This is a genomic window from Burkholderia sp. JP2-270, assembly GCF_003233675.1.
Lineage (GTDB): Bacteria > Pseudomonadota > Gammaproteobacteria > Burkholderiales > Burkholderiaceae > Burkholderia > Burkholderia pyrrocinia_C.
The window spans coordinates 1,558,004-1,577,638 of the sequence record NZ_CP029825.1; the positions used below are offsets into that span (position 1 = coordinate 1,558,004).

Here is a 19,635-nt window from a genome sequence, read left to right on the forward strand (position 1 = left end):
ACGGTTTCACTTCAGGCGTTGCACGGTGAAGACGGAGGCGAGCGTCGCGAGCACGGCGAGGACCAGCAGCACGACGGTCGCCGCGCAGGCCATCCCCGACGCACCGTAGAACGCCTGCAGCAGCACGATCGGATAGTTGCGATAGCGGAAACCCGCGATCAGGTTCGAGATCTGGAATTCGCCGGTCGACAGCGCGGCGACCATCACGAGGCCGGAAAACAGGCTGTGCCGCAGGTTCGGCACCACGATCGTGAAGAACTGCCGCAGCGGCGTCGCGCCGAGCGTTGCCGCACACGCCTCGAGATGGGCGAGGCCCAGGTGGCGCAGGTCGCTCAGCAGCGTCTGCAGCAGGTACGGCAGCGTCAGCACCGCGTGCGCGGCGATCATCAGCGGCAGCGTGCCGAGCCACGGCAGCGCATCGCCGCTGAAGATCGCGATGTAGCCGAACCCGAGCGTCAGCGCCGGCACCGCGATCGGCATCAGCATCACGACGCGCGCCGCGAAGCCGCGGCCGGCCAGTGCGCGGTGATGCAGCGCATACGCGAGCGGCAGCGCCAGCACGGCATTGATCGCGCAGCAGGCGAGCGCGACGACGAGGCTCACGCCGAATGCGCGGGTAAAGCTGCGGTTCGCGGCCAGATCGGCGAACCAGTGCGATGTGATGCCGGACGGCAGCAGCGTGTTCGTCCACGACTGGCCGACCGAGCCGATCAGCAGCAGCGCGATCGGCAACGCGAGATACAACGCGAAGGCCGCGACGAATGCCTGCAGCAGCAGGCGTCCCGCCAATGCGCGCGGCCGTTTGTTACGACGAATCGGAATAGCTTCGGCGGGGGCCGGAGCGGATGGCGGATGCATGGCGAAACTCGCTGACGAATACGGAATGGGTCACGCAACGCCCGCCGGACAGGGCCGGCATGCATTGTCGTGACGGACGCAGTGTGCGGATCCGACATGGCATCGTCATGAAAAAAACGTACAACGCCCGCATCGATCTGTGCGCGCAAGGAATAGTTCGCCGTGAAGCACCTGTTTCCCAACATCGCGGAGCTGCACGCGTTCGCGAGTTCCGTGAAGTACCTGAACTTCTCGTATGCGGCCCGCGAGCTCGGCCTGACGCCCAGCGCGGTCAGCCGGCAGATCGCGAATCTCGAGGCGCTGTTCGGCGTCAGGCTGTTCGTGCGCGAGGGGCGCAATCTCGTGCTCACGCGGGCCGGACAGGTCTATCACGCACGCGTGATCGGCCCGCTGCGCGAGATCGGCAACGCGTCGATCGAATTGCTGAGCGCGCGCGAGAACAGCGATCTGCTGACGATCGCGAGCGTGCCGACCTTCACGACCAAGTGGCTGGTGCCGCGGCTCGCGCGCTTTCTGGCCGCCGCGCCGGGCGTCACGCTGAGTTTTCGCCGCCACCTGGCCCACGGCGACGTGTTTCCGTTCGGACTCGACGCGGCGATCCGCTACGGCGACGGCGCATGGGAAGGCGTGCGCTGCGATTACCTGGACGGCCGGACGTTCGTGCCGGTCTGTTCCCGTGAATTCGCGGCGCGGCATGCGCTGCGCACGCCGGCCGACGCGGCATCCGCGCCGCGGCTCGTGCACGAGCAGGCGGAGATCGCATGGTCCATGTGGGCGGAACGCCATCGCGCGGCACACATGAACGCGCTATCGGGGCCGCGCTTCGAACAGTATTCGGTGCTGATCCAGGCCGCGCAGGCCGGGCTCGGGCTCGCGCTCGTGCCACGTTTCCTGATCGTCGACAATCTCGCGACCGGCGCGCTCGTCGAACCGTTCGACGCCCCCGTCGACGTCGACGCGCAAGGGCACTACCTGTGCTACGCGCCGGAGCGCCTGGAGACGAGCGCTGCGTTGCGGCGCTTCAGGGAATGGATGCTCGACGAATGCGCGAACGGATGAGCCTGTCCGGCATAGCCGGACAGGCTCGGGCGGCACGGGACCGGGCAAGCCCGGGCGACATCGCCGGACAGGCTCGGACGGCACGGGACCGGGCAAGCCCGGGCGGCATAGCCGGACAGGCTCGGACGGCACGGGGCCGGGCAAGCCCGGGCGGCATCGCCGGACAGGCTCGGACGGCACGGCGGCGCCGGCATCGCGGCACCGCGCCGCCCGTCACGCTCAACGCCCGATACCGAGCCCCGGCAGCACGCGCGTGTTCTCGGCCACGACCGCATGCAGCAGGCGCGGATCGGCGCCGAGCAGTTCGAGGATCGTCGGCGCGACCTGCTTCGTGCCGACGAGATCGTTCACGGTGCGCGCGCGATGGATGCCCGGGTAAGACACGAGCAGGCCGAGGTGGCTGTCGTCCGGCGCGTTGCCGCCGTGCTCCTCGTCCTTCTTCGTGCTCGACGTGTAGATCACGCCCGGATTCGGCTGGACGATGATGTCCGGCGTACGGCCGTTGGCCGGATCGCCGAAGCGGTCGGCGAGCGCCGCGCCGTACAGGATGTACGCCTGCGAACCGTCCGCGCAGATCCCCGGCGCGTTGCAGCCGAGGTTCGCCTTCAGCGTCTGCACGACGGCCGTGCGCTGGCTGCGGTCGCGCAGCCAGATCAGGCCGACGTCGTCGGTCTGCACGAAGCCCGTGCCGACCAGGCCCGACCCGTCGTTCAGGTTGCCCGTCGACGTATTGTTCTGGCCGAAGTTGCCGTTCGGGTCGAGGTAGTTGTTCGCTTCGAGCAGCTTCGTCAGCGTATCGCCGTTCTTCACGAGCTTCGTGTGATCGGTCGGCGACTGGCCATGCTTCGCCGTCACGATCACGGCCGTCGACGTGTACAGGTTGGCCTGCTTCAGCGCCGCGACGACATGGCCGATCGAGTTGTCGACATACGTGATCGCGTTCGCGACCTGGCCGTTCGGCGTGAAGTCCGCGTCGAGATACCCGCCGCCCTTCGCGACCGGCGACTTCTGCGCGACGCTCAGCGTCTGGAAGTTGGCGCCGAACAGCGTCGGCACCGGTGCGCTCTTCGTGCCCGTCGAATCGCGGCCTTCAATCTGGTTGATCAGCGCCTGCACGTGCAGGTTGTCGAAGCGCGCGGTGTGCGAATAGACGTCCGTGTAGTCGGTGTTCGTCGCCGGGTCGATCGAGTTGATCTCGGTGCGCATCAGGTCGTCGACGCCGGTGCCCGACGGGCCGTTCAGCCAGTCGTAGCCCCACGCGTGCTTGTCGGCCCACGCGGTGTGCGCATTCGGCACGCCGGCCTTCACGGCCTCGAACACCGTGTTGGTCTTCAGGTAGTTGTGCGGATAGACCGGCACGCACTGGCCGCCCACGCGCGCATGCGGGATCGCCTGCGGGTTGAACGCGCCGCCACCGTCGAGGTGCACGAGCTTGCCGCCGTTGATCGCGTCGATGCCGGTCGTTTCGTCGAACACGACGTTCCAGCCCTGCTTGCCCGAACACGTCGTATCGCTCGGCGCATACAGGTTGCGGTCGTACGATACGTCGTAGAACAGGCCGGCCGTCTTCGGCGAGCCGCCCGTCACGAGCGCCGCGAGGCCCGGGAACGAATCCGACAGGCCGGGCGTGTACGCATTCGTGTACGTCACGCCGCTCTTGGCGAGCACCGCGATGTTCGGGCACGTGTTCGCGCCGATGCAGCGCGCGAGATCCTGCTCGTGCAGGCCGTCCACGCTGATCAGCAGCACGTGCTTCACGACGCGGCGCGCGTGGCCGTCGTTCCCGCCCTGACTGTCGCCGTCCTGCTGCGCCGCGTACGCGCCCATGCTTGCGAGCGCCAGCGCGCCCGCCACCATCGCGGCCATCTTCCGCTGCTTACCGAAGAACGAAATCATCACCCCACCTCATCGATTGATGTTGAACTGCGTGACTTGCCATCAGGCGCGCAAAATATCGCCGGATCGTGCGGCGGTCGGATGAAGCGGGGCTTTCTGTTCTCTGTCAAACGTAACCAAACGCAAGCGACATGAAGCGGTCGCAATGCGGTCCGCTCCGTGCGTCGGCGTGCGCGGCCGGAATTTTTTTTCGGCTTGGCCCGCGACTATTGGCGTGTGATAAAGGGTTTTCCCTGACCCGGAGCACGACTATGTCGACCCTGGAAGCTCTCCGGTTCGTGCTGGACGATGCACGCACCCCCGAAATCATTCGCCATCACGTCGTCGACGCGCTGCAGTACGCGCTGCGCAACTACGGACAAGTGTTCACCGCGAAGGAAGTCGAATGGCTGACGCAGTGGGACGACGCGCGTCTGCCGCTGGCCGCGAGGAAGGAACTGGACAAGCGCGAACCGGCGATCGTCGCGCGCTGAAAAAAAGCCGCCGTGCCCGGCTTGTGCGGACGCGGCGGCAGCGGATGAAACGACGCCTTACTGGAGCCCGAAGTCGACGCGGGTCGTCGCGCCCTTGTCTTCGATGCCCTTCGCATCGAGCTTCGGCGCGACGACGAACACGCGGCTCGAATCGATCTTTCCTTCGAGGTACTGTCGCACGGCCTGCGCGCGCTGCTGCGCGAGCGCACGCAGCGCGTTGTCGTCGGCCGGCGCGTGATCGGCCAGCGCCTGCTTCATGTCCGCATCGGGCAGCGTCTTCTGCAGGCCGACCAGGTTGCGCGGCTTCTTGAAGTCGGCTGCCTTGTACGCACGCGTCAGGTATTTGGAATATTCGGCCTGGTCGACCTTCACCGACATCGGATCGATGCTCTCGCCCTGGCCGATCACATCCCTCAGCTTCTGCTGGCGCACCAGCCGCTCGACATACGCGTCGCGCAGCCCCGGCGTGTCCTTCGCCGGATCGACGCGGCCGATCAGGTCGAGGCGGATCGACGGCTTCTCGGTCAGCATCTTCACGACGGTATCGAGCTTCTGCTGTTGCGCGTCGGTCAGCGCGTACGTCCCCGGCGCGAACTCGACGTAGCCGAGATCCTCGCCGCCGCCACCGCCGAATGCATTCGCGAGCAGCGTGAACGGCGACGTGACGGCCTTCGCGATCAGGTTCAGCACCGCATGCCAGATCAGCCCGCCGATGCTGAACTCCGGATTCGACAACGAACCCGACACCGGCAGGTTCACGTCGATCTGGCCGCGCGTGTTCTTCAGCAGCGAGATCGCGAGCTTCACCGGCAGCTTCGTCGCCGTGTCGTTTTCGACGTGATCGCCGAACGTGAGCTGGTCGATGAAGATGTGGTTGTTCGCCGTCAACTGGTCGTTCGCGAGCTGGTAGTGCAGGTCGACGTTGAGCTTGCCCTTCGTGATCGGATAGCCGGCGTACTTCGCCGAATACGGCGTCAGGTTGGTCAGCTCGATGTCGTGCGCGGTCGCCGTGAGGTCGAGCGCGGGTTTCTCGATCAGCGGGTTCACCGAACCCTTGATCGAGATCGGTCCGTTGCCCGCGAGGTTCGCGGCGACATCGACCGGCGCGGACGTCGTCGAATCCGTGCCGAACGCGCCGACCGTGCCCTTGATCGCGATCAGGTTCGCCGTGTAGTTCGGCTTGATGAAGTTGTCGGTATACGTGACGCGGCCGTTCTGCAGCAGCAGCTCGCCGAAGTGCATCCGCACCGGGTGCTGCGGCGGCTGTGCGGCCTTCACGACCGCCGGCGCGGACGCGGCCGATGCGGCCTGGGCCGCGGCCGGCGTCGATGCGGCCTGCGGCGACAGCGGCACCGGCTCGCCCTTGCTTGCGTCGCGCGTCAGCGACTGCGCGGGGCCCGACTCCTTCGCGACGACGTCCTTCAGGTTCAGGCGCCCCTGCGCATCGAGCAGCACGCGGCCGTAGAAATTCGAGAACGTCACGCGCGCGGCGTCGACGTCGGTGCCCTTCTCGTCGTAGTTCGCCTTCAGGTTCGACAGCGCGAGCGAGCGCCAGCCCGCGAACGGGTCGGACGTCGCCTTGTCGAGCATCCGCACGTCGACGAGCGCGACGTCGCCGCGATAGGTCGCGCGCGGCGTGTCCTTCATCTGCGCGAACGTCAGGTTGCCCTGCGCGTTGAGCAGCGCGCTCGCAATCGTCGCGTTCAGCACGCTGCCGAAATACGGCTCGAATGCGGCCGCGTCGAGGCGGTTGCCGTCGATCTTCAGGCCGACCTTCAGCGGCTGCGCGGTCACGTCGCCCGCGACGTTCAGCGAGCCCTTGCGGTTCAGCGTCGCCTTCAGCTGCACCGGCAGCGGCTTGGTCATGTCGTCGCTGAGCTTCTGCACCGACAGATCCAGCGGCTTGATCGCCAGCTTCACCGGGCGCGGCGTCGACAGATCGGTGAAGTTCGCGGACGAATCCTTCACATTCAGCGCGTCGATCCGGTAGTGCCACGACGGCGCGGCGGCCTCGGCCTTGCGCGCGACCGTGCGCTTCGGCACCGCTGCCTGCGCGGGTTCGCCCAGCGCCGCGAGGTCGATCTTGCCGTCCTTCAGGCGCTTCACGTCGAGCGCGAGCCCGCTCGCGTCGACGCTCGCGATCTCCGCGGTGCGCGCGGCAACGTCGACCTTCGTGATCTTCGCGCTCGCGTCGGGCAGCACGATCGCGGGCGCCTTTGCGTCCGGCGTCGCGATCTTCAGCGATTTCAGGCTGACCGTGCTGTCGGCGACCTGCGCGGCGAGCGGCGTCTTGCCCCAGTCGGCCTGTGCGTTGACGGTCGCACCGAGCGTGCCGTCGAGCACGCGCGCGCGCGTCGCCTCGCCGAGGTACGGCTGCAGCGCCGGCAGCGCGAGCGCAGCGACCGTCAGCTTCGTGCCGGCCTGCTTCGCCGCGAGATTGAAGGCGCCCTCGGCCGTCACGTCGCCGCCGCGCGACAGCAACGTCGACAGCGTGTACTTCGCGGGCGTCTTGCCCTGCAGCGAGAAACCGTCGAGCGTCGCGGCGAGCTTCGTGAGCGACAGCGCGGTCGGCGGCGCCGGCACGCGGTCGTCGACGTTGACCGTGCCGCCGTCGATCGTGAAATGACGGATCGTCAGGTCGAGCGGCGGCGCCTCCTTCGCGGCGGCGGTTTCTGCCTTCGCACCGCTGGCTGCCGCGATGGCGATCCCGGAAGCGGCCGCGACGCCCGACGCGGCCGGCTTGCCGGCTTCCGCCTTCGGTGCGGCGCCCGGCTGCGCGGCGAGCTTCTCGACGTTCAGCACACCCTGCTTGTCGCGCGCCAGGTCGACCACCGGCTGGTCGATCCGGATCTCGTCGAAGTGCATCGCATTGCGCAGCGGCTCGAGGCTGGCCGCAGCGACATGCACGCCGCGCGCGGCGAACAGCGGCGCGGACGCATGGTCCGTCACCTTCGCGTCGTTCAGGTCGACGGTGCCCGACACGCGCAGCGCGGGCGTCTCGCCGCTCATCACGAAATTGATCGCGAGGTTGCTGCTCAGCAGGCCGCTCGTCACGGCCACCGGCAGCTTCGCCGGCACGTACGAGATCAGCTTCGGTACGTCGAGACGGTCGAACTTCAGCGCGATCTCCGACTCGCGCGACTGCGCGAACGGCTTGGTCCTGCCGTCGATCGCGATCGGGCTGCCGTCGAAACGCATGCGCAGCTTCGGCTCGACGAAGATGTCGGTCTTCGACGCCAGCGTCGCGATATACGGGATGCCGAGCGTCCAGTTGTCGACGACGTGCTTTTCGTTCAGCAGGCGATCGTCGAAGTCGATCCGGCCGTTGTTCACCTGGATGTTCGACACCGAGAACTGCGTCGGCTTGCTTTCGGGTTTGGACGGCGTCGAGAACTTCTCGATCAGGTCGGTGAAGTTGAAGCGCTGCGCGTCGTAGCGGACGATGTGAAAGCGCGGCGAATCGACGCGGATTTCGTTGACGATCGGCGCGCCGCGGAACAGCGACGACCACGACGGCCTCACGACGAGCTTGCTGATGTCGATGAAGTCGCCCTGGCCGCCGCGCTCGCCGAGGTGGATGCCGTCGGCTTCGAGATTCAGCGTGTACGGGTTCAGCGCGATGCGCTGGATCGTGGCCGGCCGGTCGAGCTGCTTGCTCAACTGCTGTTCGGCGACATGGCGGATCAGCGGCGGCGCCGCGAAGAACCCGAGCAGTCCGAATAAAACCAGGAAGATCAGTACGCCGATACCGATACGCCGGGTTCGGCGCGAGCGTGCAACGCCACCGAGGGCATGGAGGGTCGAGGATACGGTTTTCTTGTCTGCGCTTGCCATGCTTGAATATCTCGGGAATGGATGCCGGGCCGCACCGGAAAACCGGGCGGCCGCGCACGCTATCCCGAAAGTATAGGCTCAGGAGGTGACGGTACGGACGTCGGGCGCCGCCGCCGCGCCCGCGGGTCGGACAACGACGGCGGTCAACCGTTCATTTCCGGACGACGACGGGCGGCATCCACGAGCCGTCGCTCGCCTGCGGCTTCGGCGCGTACAGGCGCAATGCGAGCGCGAAATCGGTGCGCGGCGCCGGCAGCCAGTTGCCCGCATACGCGCCGCCCGGGGACGCCGACACGACGATGTCGATCGAGCCGTCGTGGTTGCGGCGCAGCCGGTCGCGATCGCCGAGCGAGCGGCGCGCCGACCCGAGGTCGGGCAGCGCGCCGTTCGTCGTGTAGGGCGTGAGCGTCCAGAACGCGCGCGCCGGCGGCAGCGCGCCCGGCGCGAAATGCAGCACGTAGCGGTTCGCGCCGTTCAGCGGATGGCCGTCGCTGTCCACGCGAACGACCGCGAGCGTTTCGTCGTCGCGCGTCGCGGTGCCGAACTGCGTGTAGGCCGCGTACGCGCGCAGCGCGTAATCCTGGCCGTACTTGCCGGCTGTGTCGCCGATCCAGCTCCAGCCGTTCGCGTTCAGCAGGTTCGACGGCGGCGTCGCGAGCCGCGCGCGCGCCTCGGCGACGCCCGCCGTCGCGGCCGCGAGGCGGTCGCCCGTCCACAGCACCGGGTAGCCGGCCGACACGCCGATGTCGCCGAGCAATTCCTGCGCGTGCGCGTCGTCGGCCGGCGGCGGGTTGTCCTGCAGCGCCTGCGCGAAGCGCGCGAAGAACGCCTTCGGGTCGAGCGCGGCGACCTGCTCGGCCGGCGTGCCGCCGCCCACCGCTTCGGACGGCGCGCTGCCCGCATGGACCGCGACCGACGCGCCGCGCGCGGCGCCCGTGTAAACGGACAGCGGCACCACGCGGATCGCACGCTGCAGCTTCTTCACGTTCGTGAGATCGCGCCCGCCGCTCGTCTGCAGCCGCACTTCGAGCCACGCATTGCCCGACGGCACGTCGACGCGCTGCACGCCCTTCGGCAGCGTGCCCTGCCAGCCCTTCGCGGCAAAGGCAATCGTTTGCGATCGCGCCGCGCTGCGGGCACCGCGTGCCGGCACGCTCGACGACGACCACAGCACGTTCGTCCACATGTCGAGTGCGCGCGCGTCCCAGTAGCGGCCGCGCGTGTCGGGCAGCGTGACGATCACGGGTTCGGCGGCGACGTCGAGCCAGCCGGTCGAGTCGAGCGTGTCGACGCCCGGCAGCGGCGGATTGACCGCGCCGACGGGCGGCAGCGCCTGCGCGTGGCGCAGCGTGTTGAGCGGCGCCTGCCCCGGTTGCGCGCCGTCGCCGCCCGTCGCCGCTTCCTTCGCGACGTCCATCAGCACGAGCGGATACGCATAGATATAGGAGTCGGCGGCTTCCGCACGCATCCAGCCGGTTTTCCGCTGGATCGCATCGGGTTGCGACGCGCATCCCGCAAGCAATGCCGCCATGGCCAGCGACGCGCACGCGCGCCGCAGAGAAACTGATTCTCGCTGGTTTTCAATCATCGATTACTGGCCGAATATCGTTCTTTTCAGTCAACGCCCTGCTCCACTCGCGAACGGCGAACGCAAGGCACCTCAGCCTGCCCGCATGTCCGTTTCGCGACGGTGGGCGCTGATGTCAGGCCGGTATCATAGCGCCTAAGGGCATCCCCCAATATGCCGAATAGAGGGGCGAGCGCTAGTTCCTTGACCGTCAGGCCCCACTTCGGCGGTTTGGGGCGATGCGACGCCGCATCCGGACGATGCGTCGCATCGTCGCCACCGCTTGACCTTACCATCGTGGGAATGTTGACACTGGAACCATTCGCGGCACGAACCGCGCTTTTGGGAAATCCGATATGACTGAACCACTTGCCTCCGCAGCGCTGCAAACGATCGAACTGACCGTCGACGGCATGCACTGCGGCGGCTGCACGGGCCGCGTGCAGCGCGCGCTGGCCGCCGTGCCGGGCGTCGTCGATGCGGCGGTCGATCTCGACTCGCATACGGCGACGGTGACCGCGCAGGAATCGGTCGAACCCGGCCGGCTCGTCGACACGGTCGGCGAGGCCGGCTACCGCGCGGCCGTACGTGAAGCGGCGGTCGAAGCCGTCGCGACCGCGCATGCGGCGCACATGCTGCGCGACGAAACGCCGCCCGTGTCGGCGGCAGCACTTCCTGCAACCACGACCGCGATCGAACTCGATATCGACGGGATGACCTGCGCGTCATGCGTGTCGCGCGTCGAGAAGGCACTCGCGAAAGTGCCGGGTGTCACGCGAGCATCGGTCAACCTGGCGACCGAGCGCGCCACGGTCGATGCCGCGGCCGACGTTTCCGCCGCGCGGCTCGCCGAAGCCGTAAAACAGGCCGGCTATGGCGCGACGCCGGTCGCCGGCGCCGCCGCCATCGCCACCCCACCGACAAAATCCACCGCCTCCGCCGATCTCGAACTCGACATCGGCGGCATGACCTGCGCGTCCTGCGCCGGCCGCGTCGAAAAGGCGCTGGCCGCCGTGCCGGGCGTCACGCGCGCGTCGGTCAATCTCGCGACCGAGCACGCATCGGTGCACGGCGCCGGCGCACTCGACGCTGCTACGCTGATCGCTGCGGTCACGACGGCCGGCTACCGCGCATCGCTCGCCGCCGCGCCGTCGGCCGATGCAACGCCCGGCGCAGACGCGCAATCAGCCAGCCCCGCGCAGGATCCCGACGCCCGCAAGCGCCGCGAAGCGGTTCGCGAACGCAACCTCGTGATCTGGTCGGCGGCGCTGAGCGCGCCGCTCGTCGCGCCGATGCTCGTCACGCCGTTCGGCATCGACCTGATGCTGCCCGGCTGGCTCCAGCTCGCGCTCGCGTCGATCGTGCAGTTCGGCTTCGGCGCGCGCTTCTACCGCGCGGCCTGGCATGCGGTGAAGGCGCGCGCCGGCAACATGGACCTGCTCGTCGCGCTCGGCACGTCGGCCGCGTACGGGCTGAGCCTGTGGATGCTGCTGCGCGATCCCGCGCATCCCGGCCACCTGTATTTCGAGGCGTCGGCCGTCATCGTCACGCTCGTGCGCTTCGGCAAATGGCTCGAATCGCGCGCGAAGCGCCAGACCACCGAGGCGATCCGCGCGCTGAACGCGCTGCGTCCCGATCGCGCGCGCGTCGTCGAACAAGGCGTCGAACGCGACGTGCCGCTGTCGCAGGTGCGCGTCGGCACGAACGTCAGCATCCGCCCCGGCGAGCGCGTACCGGTCGACGGCCGGATCGTGTCGGGCCGCTCGCATATCGATGAATCGCTGATCACCGGCGAAAGCCTGCCCGTGCCGAAGGACGACGGCGACGCCGTCACCGCCGGCTCGATCAACGGCGAAGGCGCGCTCGTCGTCGAAACCACCGCGATCGGCGCGGAGACGACACTCGCGCGCATCATCCGCCTCGTCGAATCCGCGCAGGCCGAGAAGGCGCCGATCCAGCGGCTCGTCGATCGTGTCAGCGAAGTGTTCGTGCCGACGATCCTCGGCATCGCACTGCTGACGCTGGCCGGCTGGCTGATCGCCGGCGCCGGGACGGAAACCGCGATCCTCAACGCGGTCGCGGTGCTCGTCATCGCGTGCCCGTGCGCGCTCGGCCTCGCGACACCCGCCGCGATCATGGCCGGCACGGGCGTCGCAGCACGGCACGGCGTGCTGATCAAGGACGCGCAGGCGCTCGAACTCGCGCAGCGCGCTACCGTGATCGCGTTCGACAAGACCGGCACGCTGACCGAAGGCAAGCCGTCCGTGACGGCATTCGAAGCCGTCGGCATGCCGCGCAACGAAGCGCTCGCGCTCGCGGCGGCGGTGCAGCGTCAGAGCGACCATCCGCTCGCTCGCGCCGTGGTCGCCGCGCACGATGCGGACGTGTCCGCACGCGGTGCTGCAGCGCCGCCGGCCATCGCAGCCGATGCGCGCGCGGTGGCCGGACGCGGTGTGGAAGCACGCGTCGGCGGACAGTTGCTCGCGCTCGGCAGCACGCGCTGGCGCGACGAGCTCGGCTTGTCAGTGTCGCCCGCGCTCGACGCTCGCGCGGCCGAGCTCGAACGCGCGGGCAACACGATCTCGTGGCTGATGCGCGCCGATGCGCCGCGCGCGCTGCTCGCGCTGATCGCGTTCGGCGACACCGTGAAGCCGGGCGCCCGCGACGCGATCGCGGCGCTGTCGGCGCGCGGCGTCGCGAGCGTGCTCGTGACGGGCGACAACCGCGGCAGCGCGGCGGCCGTCGCGGCGTCGCTCGGTATCGGCGAAGTGCATGCGCAGGTGCTGCCCGACGACAAGGCGCGCGTCGTCGCCGAACTGAAGCGCACGCACGGCGGGATCGTCGCGATGGTCGGCGACGGGATCAACGATGCGCCCGCGCTCGCCGCGGCCGATGTCGGCATCGCGATGGCGACCGGCACGGACGTCGCGATGCACACGGCCGGCATCACGCTGATGCGCGGCGATCCGGCGCTCGTCGCCGACGCGATCGACATCTCCAAACGCACGTACCGGAAGATCCAGCAGAACCTGTTCTGGGCGTTCGTCTACAACCTGGTCGGCGTACCGCTCGCGGCGCTCGGCTTGCTGAATCCGGTGATTGCCGGCGCGGCGATGGCGTTTTCCAGCGTCAGCGTCGTGACCAACGCGCTGCTGCTGCGGAGATGGAAAGGGCGGGCGCGCTGATGCGTGCCGGTGACGCCAGCCGGACTTGCGTTCGGCGTTCGGCGCCTGGAGAACAGGAAGGATCGGGAGGGGGGCCGGCGTTTGCCGTCTGCGGCGCGTCGAATCGGCAGCGCGTGACGACGGAGCACCCGCCAGCGGATTCAGCCCGGGATTACCGGCTTGATCAACGTCGTCGTGATCGGCGCGAAGCCGCACGCACGATACAGCGCGCGGGCCGCCGCGTTGTGATTGAACACCGACAGCCCGATCTCGGTGATGCCATACCGGCGCGCCTCTGCGTCGAGCGCATCGAGCGCGCGCGTGGCCCAGCCCTGGCGGCGCCGGGACGGGACGATGTCGAGGTCGTAGATGAACAGCGTACGGTTCGGCCCTTCGGGCACGATCGCGTACCAGAGGTCGCCCACCGCGTCGCCGCTGGCGCCGTCGATGAGCATGACGAGGATCTGGCCGGATGTCCGCAGGCCGTCCGGCAGCAGCATGTCGAAACAGGCGCGCGCACGATCGGCCGCGTCTTCGACAGCGTTTTGTCCGGATGAAACGAGATCGCGCGCGTAGCCGTCGATGGCTCGCGTGCGGTACGCGTGGAATTCACCGGCCGTCATCGGCCGCATCTGCAGCATGGCCCGGTCGCCGTGAGAGGAATCCAACTTCCAGTGTAGCGGGACGGTCGCGCCGGCGCGCGGGGCAGCGGCGGAAAACAAGCGGGCAGGTGTAGCAGGCGCCGCGCCGAATCAGCGAATCAGCGAATCAGCGAATCAGCGAATCAGCGAATCAGCGAATCAGCGAATCAGCGAATCAGCGAATCAGCGACGATACAGGACGATCGGCACGAGATGCGCACGGCGCACGCGCTCGGCTTCGGCATGACGCGCAGCGTACGAGTAATCGGCGTCGAGCGGCAGGTGCGGCGATACGAACAGGTCGTCGATCTTTTGCAGCAGAGCAAGGATGAAGCTCATGTGAGACTCCTGACAGTTGTATCTAGGGTTTTCCCTTAGACAAGCTCCATTCTAAGGGTTTTCCCTGAACTCTGCCAGTACGCCGCATCAGTTTGCCGCACGTGCGCCGCCACCGATCGCAGGCGCGGAGCGGCGATCCTTGCCCCGTCGGGCTTCCAGGATAGGGTCGGAACTATTAGCGCGTGCGGCGGGCACGCTTCGCGACGGCCGCGTCGCGGTTCGCATTGCGCTGAAGCCGGTCGACCTGCGACAGGAGCGCTTCGTGGTGCTCCTCGAGCGTCATCAGCGTTGCCTGTTGCGTCGACAGATCGGCCGCCAGGCGATCGATCCGCTGCTGCTTGGTGGCCGCGTCCTGCTTCAGGTGCGCGATCTGCCGCGTTTGCAGCATCAGCGCGACGAGCCCCGCCAGCACGACGACGGCCAGCGCCAGCAACAGGCGATTGACACGGCGCATCTCGCGATCGGCCGCGCGCGTCAAACCGTCCATGTCGGCCTGCAGCGCGGCGAGCCGGTCCGTGAGCGGACGCAGGTGCGTGTCCGGATCGAAGGCCGGCGCGGCCGGCTGCGTGCGTTCCGACGACGACTTCGTCACGAAGGACGCGGCGGAAGCGACAGGCTGCGTGACCTGCGATGGCGAGGCGTTGGTCAGGGCAGCGTCACGGGTGTTCGCGGTGTTCGCGGGCTCGACCGGTTGTGCCGGCGTCTGCGGCTCGACCGTCGAAACGGCGTCCGCCCCCGGGTTCGATCCGGTCGCGTCCGGCGCCTTGTCGACGCTCGTCGCAACCGGTGCGGATTGCACCGACGTCGCGTCGCTTGCGCCGGCAGCCGCCCGGCGCTTGCCACCCGACGACGAGCGGCGCTCCTTCACCGCATCACCGGAAGAGCGCCCTTCGCGGGATTTGACGGCCGCGACGCCGGCCGCCGCTTCGATAGCAGCTTTCGCAACTTCGTCATCAGCCGCTTGTCGATCGGCCGTCTTCGCCGCAGCGCCATCTGCCGCTTGCAGCTCGCCTACCGCCACCGTGCCGCCATCGGCCTCACGCACATCGGCTGCCTTCGCTGCAACGCCATCGGCCGCAGGCACATCGACCACTTTCATCACAACGCCATCAGCCGCAGTCACACCGTCCGCGGTCGCAGCATCGCCGCCTTCGGGCGCCGAAACACCGTCAACCGCCGCCGCGACTTCCGGCTTCACCGCGCCTTCAGCTTCCGCATGCCCCGGCGCACTTGCGGCCTCCGGTGCGCTGAACCCGTCCAGCGAGGCCTGCCGCCCGGCGGCCGCATCGTCCGCGACACCGGCCGCCGCTTCGACTTGCGCAACCGCTTCGTCGCGTGCCGTGACCGGCACCCGCTCGCCCGGCTCGAGCACCGGATCGCCGAACAGGTCGAGCGTCAGTTCGTCCCGCGGCGCATCGCCGGCCGGCGTGCTGCCGGGCCGCGACGTCGCCCTCGCGGACGTGCTGCCCGCGGCAGCCGCCGAGCGCTGGCGGGAACGGGCCGACGAACGATTGGAACGGGAACGGGAGCGAGGCGTGGAAACGGATTCGGTCATGTCTGCCAAATTATTGTCCAATAACATCCATCGAAATCCGATTATCTTTCAACAAATCAATAGCTTGCATCATCAACCCGGCCATTTTACCCAGACACCATCCAGCCCTGTCCAGTGATCCTCGATGGGCTACTTGATGGGCCAGAAACCGATGCTAACCGACAAACAAGCCAAAGCGCTCAAACCAACCGACAAACCAGTCTTCGACGGCAAGGTGACCGGACTGCTCCTAACCCCGACGTGCTCGACGCGTATCAGGACGCGGCGAACGAAAGCGAGTTGAAGGAGGCACTCGATGCAGAGAGCTCTCCTGAGACCTTGAGCCTGCCGACAGCGCAGCAATCCACTCTGGCGGACGTCATGGCGGGGGCTACGTTCTCTGAAGAGGTTATTCGAGACGGGGGCCTGCCCGTGATGATGATGTTGCATCAGCATGCCCTGACCGCCTTCCCAGTCGATGCCCAGGCCAACTACCAATCGCTATATGAAGCCTTCAAGAATTATTTGAAGAACACTGCACAGTGGTCGACGAAGGACGCTGCTTTCGTGTGGAGGGCGACGTCTATTTCTGAAAGAAGTACGTCATTCGTCTTGACGAAGACCTGGCCGCGAGCTGGCCCGGCTACCGTTTCTTCGTCTGTCGCCTATTACGTCCGACGTCCAGACGAGACCGCCGTCCGCTCCGACGCTGCTTCGTCAGCGCAATCTCAAGGCGCACCTTTGCGAAGGCACTTGTAGTACCGTCGATAAGCAGCGCATCAAAAATCCCGGTCAATTGTCTCGCTGGCACCTATGAGCGTCTGGACGCGGGTCAATGGGCTGTTGGTCCCAGCACGATTGCTGAGGTCGGGGAAGACCGCAAGCCACGCTGAAGTCCACCTCCATCCAGCACCTCCGAGCCTGCCGGTCGAAGAAGATGTTCGAACTCGGTTCAGCGATGACCATCCTCTACGGTCTCGATAGAACGTCGACCGCGCGGCGCTTCAGCGTGATGGGCTCGGCAACGCACCGCGTACGTCGGCCAGCATCACATCAGCAGGCGGGTCAGATGGGTCACGATTGCCGCGACGGAGCGGTGGGTCGTGTCAACCGTGAGATCAGCACAGGCTTCGTAGAGCTCGTGCCGCTGCTGCATCAGACTTTGAAGCGTAGCAACCGGATCGTCGGTCTGCAGAAGCGGGCGGGATCGGTCGTGCCGCGTTCTGGCGTGGATTTCGTCGACGGTGGCGGTCAGGTGCACGACAGTGAAGCGGCGCTTCAGCGTCGAACGGGTGCGTGCGCAAAGCACGGCACCGCCGCCGGTCGAAAGCACGACATCGGGCCAGCGGGCGATTTCCTCGATCACCTCCGACTCCCGGGCGCGGAAGGCCCGTTCACCGTCGCGCGCGAAGCATTCCCGGATCGGGTAGCCCAGCCGCACTTCGAGCAGGGCGTCGGCGTCGACGAAGTCGATTGACAGGCGCTCTGCCAGATGCCGTCCCACCGTCGTCTTGCCGGTGCCCATCAGGCCGACGAGACAGAACCGGCGGCCGCTTTCGCGGTCCGTCCCGGGCGCACCAGGGTGGTTCGGCGCCGCCGCGTTCTCGGCGGCCAGGCCGTCGTGCGGCCGGGAAGCGTGAGCCATGTTCAGGCCTTGTCGGTAATGCGGCCCGATCCCGAAAAGCTGCGTCAGCGACCGGGATCGAGCCAGCGTGGTACGGCAGCCGATCGTCTGGAGGGTGCACACTGGCGTACCGACAGACAGGTCGGCCGAATCGACGGCTGCGATTACAGGCTGCCCTGATAGGCGAGCACGCCCGCCTTCAGGTCGTCCGGCAGCGGAATCGATACGTTGTTTCCGTAATCGAACGTGACGTGGGTCGACAGGCCGCGTGCGACCAGATGCTCATCGTTGTCCCGGCGTGCCAGCAGATACTCGATGTCGAAACTCCGTGTGCCGAACCGGACGACGCTTGCGCGCAGATTCAGCACCTCGCCGAGCCGCACCTGATCGACGTACTCGCATACCGTCTTCACGGTGATCTGCGAGATGCGTTCGCTGAACGGTGCCTCGAGCAACCCGTACATAAACTTCACGTACGCGTCCTGCAGGTACTGGTAATAGACCGCGTTGCTGACGTGCCCCATGTAATCGATGTCCGAATAGCGGACGACGATCTGCTGAGTGAAATAGCGTTTCGTCATGATGCTCGACCTGCTCCTCATGAAAATGAAATGGCGCGTGCGTCACGCATGCCGGAACACGGGCGCTCGCTTCGCGAGAAACGCGGCCATGCCTTCTCGTCTGTCCTCGAACGCGAAAGTCGAGTAGAACAGGCGTTTTTCGAAATCGAGGCCGGCCGACAATGGCATCTCGGCCGTGCGGTTGATCGCTTCCTTTAACAGGATCAGTGCCGGAAGCGAGTAGGCCGCCACCTCTTGCGCGTACGCGATCGCGTGCGGGACGACGTTCTCGTCAGCGACCACCTGCGTGACGAGGCCGGCGTCGTGCGCTTCCCGTGCCGTGACGATGCGGGCGCGCAGGCACCAATCCAGCGCGCGCATTCTGCCGATGCAGCGCGGCAGGCGTTGCGTGCCGCCGAGCCCGGGAATCGTGCCGACAGCCAGTTCCGGCTGTCCGAAGCGGGCCGACTCGCCCGCGATGATGGCGTCGCAGGCCTGGACGAGTTCGCACCCGCCTCCGGTCGCATAGCCTGTCACCGCGGCGACGACCGGTTTGCGTACGCGCCCGACGCATTCCCACGCGCCGGTGAGAAAGCGTTCGCGCATCACGTCCGCGGCGTCGAGCTCGACCATCGCAGCCAGGTCCGCGCCGGCGGCGAAGAACTTCGGATGCCCTGAGATGACGATTACGCTGACTTCATCATCGCCATCGAGGTGCGCCAGGTGGGCAGACAGGGCCGCCATCAGTTCCGCGTTGAGTACGTTCGCCTTCGTCGGTCGGTTGAGTTGCAGATGGGCAACCCGACCGATCCGTTCCGCGACGACGAGCAGCTCTTGCATGGGGTGCATGTTGATCTCCAGTCGGGATGGATCGAGGCGCTCAGTTCGCGAATGCGCTCAGGCCGGTGATCGCCTTGCCCAGCACGAGCGCGTGGATGTCATGCGTGCCCTCGTACGTATTCACGACTTCGAGATTGAGCAAGTGACGGATCACGCAGTACTCGTCGGAGATGCCGTTGCCGCCGAGCATGTCGCGCGCGACGCGGGCAATGTCCAGCGCCTTGCCGCACGAGTTGCGCTTCAGGATCGACGTCAGTTCGACGCTCGCGATGCCGTCGTCGGTCATTCGGCCGAAGCGAAGGCAGCCGAGCATCCCGAGCGAGATTTCGGTCAGCATGTCGGCGAACTTCTTCTGGATCAGTTGGTTGGCGGCGAGCGGCCTGCCGAACTGGCTGCGGGCGAGCGTGTAATCGCGCGCGGTCTCGTAGCAGGCAGCCGCGGCGCCAAGTGCGCCCCAAGAGATCCCATAGCGGGCGGAATTCAGGCAGCTGAAGAGATCGGACAAACGCTTCACTCCGGGCAGCACCTGTGCATCGGGGATCATCACGTCGTCCAGCACGATCTTCCCTGTCGTCGACGCGCGCAGTGCCATCTTGCCTTCGATGACGGGCGTCGACAGCCCAACGGCATCTCGTTCGACGATAAATCCGAGCACGCTGCCGTCCTCCGCCTTCGCCCAGACGACCAGCACATCCGCGATCGGTGCGTTCGTAATCCAGTTCTTCTCGCCGATCAGACGATAGCCACCCGGCACCTTGACTGCGCGCGTCTGCATCGCACCGGGATCGGAACCGAGGTTCGCCTCGGTCATCCCGAAGCAGCCCACCCATTCGCCGGATACGAGTTTCGGCAGATACCGCTCCCGCTGGGCGTCGGAACCGAAATGCAGGATCGGGAAGATGACGAGCGACGCTTGGATCGTCAGCAGCGACCGGTAGCCCGAATCCACGCGTTCGATTTCGTGCGAGGCAACTCCGTAGCAGACGGCATTGCGCGCTTCGCCGCCGTACTGCTCGGGCACCATGCAGCCAAACAGGCCGTGCGCGCCCATTTCGCGGAAGATCGCGCGGTCCTCGTGCTCGTGCCGGAACGCGCTGCGCACGCGCGGCATAAGTACGTCGGTCGCGAACGCGCGCACCCGTCCGCGATACGTGTTTTCGTCGTCCGACAGTTCGCGGGTGAGCAGCAGCGGATCGAGCGGATCGAATTTCACCTTTGCCTTGGTCGTCGTCATGTTGTCGAATCC

14 protein-coding genes are annotated in these 19,635 nt (G+C 67.2%); 3 read left to right on the plus strand and 11 right to left on the minus strand.

Annotation, left to right across the window (positions count from 1 at the left end; translation table 11 throughout):
- Positions 1 to 6: 6 nt before the first annotated feature.
- Positions 7 to 858, minus strand: a complete 852-nt coding sequence (locus tag DM992_RS24940) for an ABC transporter permease subunit (protein WP_111019067.1) — start codon at positions 856 to 858, stop codon at positions 7 to 9.
- Positions 859 to 1,020: 162 nt separating this feature from the next.
- On the opposite strand from DM992_RS24940, the gene DM992_RS24945 reads away from it, so the two are divergent.
- Positions 1,021 to 1,917 carry a LysR family transcriptional regulator gene (locus DM992_RS24945; protein ID WP_111019068.1) on the plus strand — a complete coding sequence of 299 codons (897 nt, stop codon included), beginning with the start codon at positions 1,021 to 1,023 and terminating at the stop codon, positions 1,915 to 1,917.
- A gap of 219 nt (positions 1,918 to 2,136) precedes the next feature.
- Here DM992_RS24945 and DM992_RS24950 read toward each other — a convergent pair whose 3' ends face one another.
- Positions 2,137 to 3,813, minus strand: a complete 1,677-nt coding sequence (locus DM992_RS24950; protein ID WP_111019069.1) for an alkaline phosphatase family protein — start codon at positions 3,811 to 3,813, stop codon at positions 2,137 to 2,139.
- A gap of 251 nt (positions 3,814 to 4,064) precedes the next feature.
- On the opposite strand from DM992_RS24950, the gene DM992_RS24955 reads away from it, so the two are divergent.
- Entirely contained in the window at positions 4,065 to 4,286 is a 222-nt protein-coding gene (locus DM992_RS24955; RefSeq protein ID WP_034181647.1) for a hypothetical protein, read from the plus strand.
- Positions 4,287 to 4,343: 57 nt separating this feature from the next.
- Here the strand turns inward: DM992_RS24955 and DM992_RS24960 are convergent, their stop codons facing one another.
- Positions 4,344 to 8,120 (minus strand): DUF748 domain-containing protein, encoded by a 3,777-nt coding sequence (locus DM992_RS24960; protein WP_111019070.1) that lies wholly within the window; start codon positions 8,118 to 8,120, stop codon positions 4,344 to 4,346.
- A 151-nt stretch (positions 8,121 to 8,271) separates the two neighbouring features.
- Positions 8,272 to 9,708, minus strand: coding sequence for a DUF1254 domain-containing protein (locus DM992_RS24965; RefSeq protein ID WP_111019071.1), 1,437 nt, complete (start codon positions 9,706 to 9,708; stop codon positions 8,272 to 8,274).
- 335 nt (positions 9,709 to 10,043) lie between these two features.
- On the opposite strand from DM992_RS24965, the gene DM992_RS24970 reads away from it, so the two are divergent.
- Positions 10,044 to 12,872 (plus strand): heavy metal translocating P-type ATPase, encoded by a 2,829-nt coding sequence (locus DM992_RS24970; RefSeq protein ID WP_111019072.1) that lies wholly within the window; start codon positions 10,044 to 10,046, stop codon positions 12,870 to 12,872.
- A gap of 140 nt (positions 12,873 to 13,012) precedes the next feature.
- Here the strand turns inward: DM992_RS24970 and DM992_RS24975 are convergent, their stop codons facing one another.
- The 7 genes from DM992_RS24975 to DM992_RS25005 all read right to left on the minus strand — a co-directional run bounded on the left by DM992_RS24975 (position 13,013) and on the right by DM992_RS25005 (position 19,623).
- Positions 13,013 to 13,492, minus strand: coding sequence for a GNAT family N-acetyltransferase (locus tag DM992_RS24975; RefSeq protein WP_111019073.1), 480 nt, complete (start codon positions 13,490 to 13,492; stop codon positions 13,013 to 13,015).
- 183 nt (positions 13,493 to 13,675) lie between these two features.
- Positions 13,676 to 13,831 (minus strand): hypothetical protein, encoded by a 156-nt coding sequence (locus DM992_RS42375; protein ID WP_175959995.1) that lies wholly within the window; start codon positions 13,829 to 13,831, stop codon positions 13,676 to 13,678.
- Between the two features lie 175 nt (positions 13,832 to 14,006).
- Positions 14,007 to 15,386 (minus strand): flagellar hook-length control protein FliK, encoded by a 1,380-nt coding sequence (locus DM992_RS24980; RefSeq protein WP_111019074.1) that lies wholly within the window; start codon positions 15,384 to 15,386, stop codon positions 14,007 to 14,009.
- Positions 15,387 to 16,413: 1,027 nt separating this feature from the next.
- The gene (locus DM992_RS24990) at positions 16,414 to 17,010 is read right to left on the minus strand and encodes a shikimate kinase (protein WP_111019076.1); all 597 of its coding nucleotides are present in this window, start codon (positions 17,008 to 17,010) and stop codon (positions 16,414 to 16,416) included.
- Positions 17,011 to 17,153: 143 nt separating this feature from the next.
- Positions 17,154 to 17,570: a thioesterase family protein gene (locus DM992_RS24995; RefSeq protein ID WP_111019077.1), complete on the minus strand. Its 417-nt coding sequence runs from the start codon at positions 17,568 to 17,570 to the stop codon at positions 17,154 to 17,156.
- Positions 17,571 to 17,612: 42 nt separating this feature from the next.
- Entirely contained in the window at positions 17,613 to 18,398 is a 786-nt protein-coding gene (locus DM992_RS25000; protein WP_343212472.1) for an enoyl-CoA hydratase-related protein, read from the minus strand.
- Positions 18,399 to 18,429: 31 nt separating this feature from the next.
- Positions 18,430 to 19,623: an acyl-CoA dehydrogenase family protein gene (locus DM992_RS25005; protein WP_111019079.1), complete on the minus strand. Its 1,194-nt coding sequence runs from the start codon at positions 19,621 to 19,623 to the stop codon at positions 18,430 to 18,432.
- Positions 19,624 to 19,635: the final 12 nt, after the last annotated feature.

Bases quoted from the DNA above. Each gene is read 5' to 3' on its own strand.
- DM992_RS24940 (WP_111019067.1), bottom strand. From the start codon at position 858: ATGCATCCGCCATCCGCTCCGGCCCCCGCCGAAGCTATTCCGATTCGT.
- DM992_RS24950 (WP_111019069.1), bottom strand. From the start codon at position 3,813: ATGATTTCGTTCTTCGGTAAGCAGCGGAAGATGGCCGCGATGGTGGCG.
- DM992_RS24955 (WP_034181647.1), top strand. From the start codon at position 4,065: ATGTCGACCCTGGAAGCTCTCCGGTTCGTGCTGGACGATGCACGCACC.
- DM992_RS24960 (WP_111019070.1), bottom strand. From the start codon at position 8,120: ATGGCAAGCGCAGACAAGAAAACCGTATCCTCGACCCTCCATGCCCTC.
- DM992_RS24965 (WP_111019071.1), bottom strand. From the start codon at position 9,708: ATGATTGAAAACCAGCGAGAATCAGTTTCTCTGCGGCGCGCGTGCGCG.
- DM992_RS24970 (WP_111019072.1), top strand. From the start codon at position 10,044: ATGACTGAACCACTTGCCTCCGCAGCGCTGCAAACGATCGAACTGACC.
- DM992_RS24975 (WP_111019073.1), bottom strand. From the start codon at position 13,492: ATGCTGCAGATGCGGCCGATGACGGCCGGTGAATTCCACGCGTACCGC.
- DM992_RS42375 (WP_175959995.1), bottom strand. From the start codon at position 13,831: ATGAGCTTCATCCTTGCTCTGCTGCAAAAGATCGACGACCTGTTCGTA.
- DM992_RS24980 (WP_111019074.1), bottom strand. From the start codon at position 15,386: ATGACCGAATCCGTTTCCACGCCTCGCTCCCGTTCCCGTTCCAATCGT.
- DM992_RS24990 (WP_111019076.1), bottom strand. From the start codon at position 17,010: ATGGCTCACGCTTCCCGGCCGCACGACGGCCTGGCCGCCGAGAACGCG.
- DM992_RS24995 (WP_111019077.1), bottom strand. From the start codon at position 17,570: ATGACGAAACGCTATTTCACTCAGCAGATCGTCGTCCGCTATTCGGAC.
- DM992_RS25000 (WP_343212472.1), bottom strand. From the start codon at position 18,398: ATGCACCCCATGCAAGAGCTGCTCGTCGTCGCGGAACGGATCGGTCGG.
- DM992_RS25005 (WP_111019079.1), bottom strand. From the start codon at position 19,623: ATGACGACGACCAAGGCAAAGGTGAAATTCGATCCGCTCGATCCGCTG.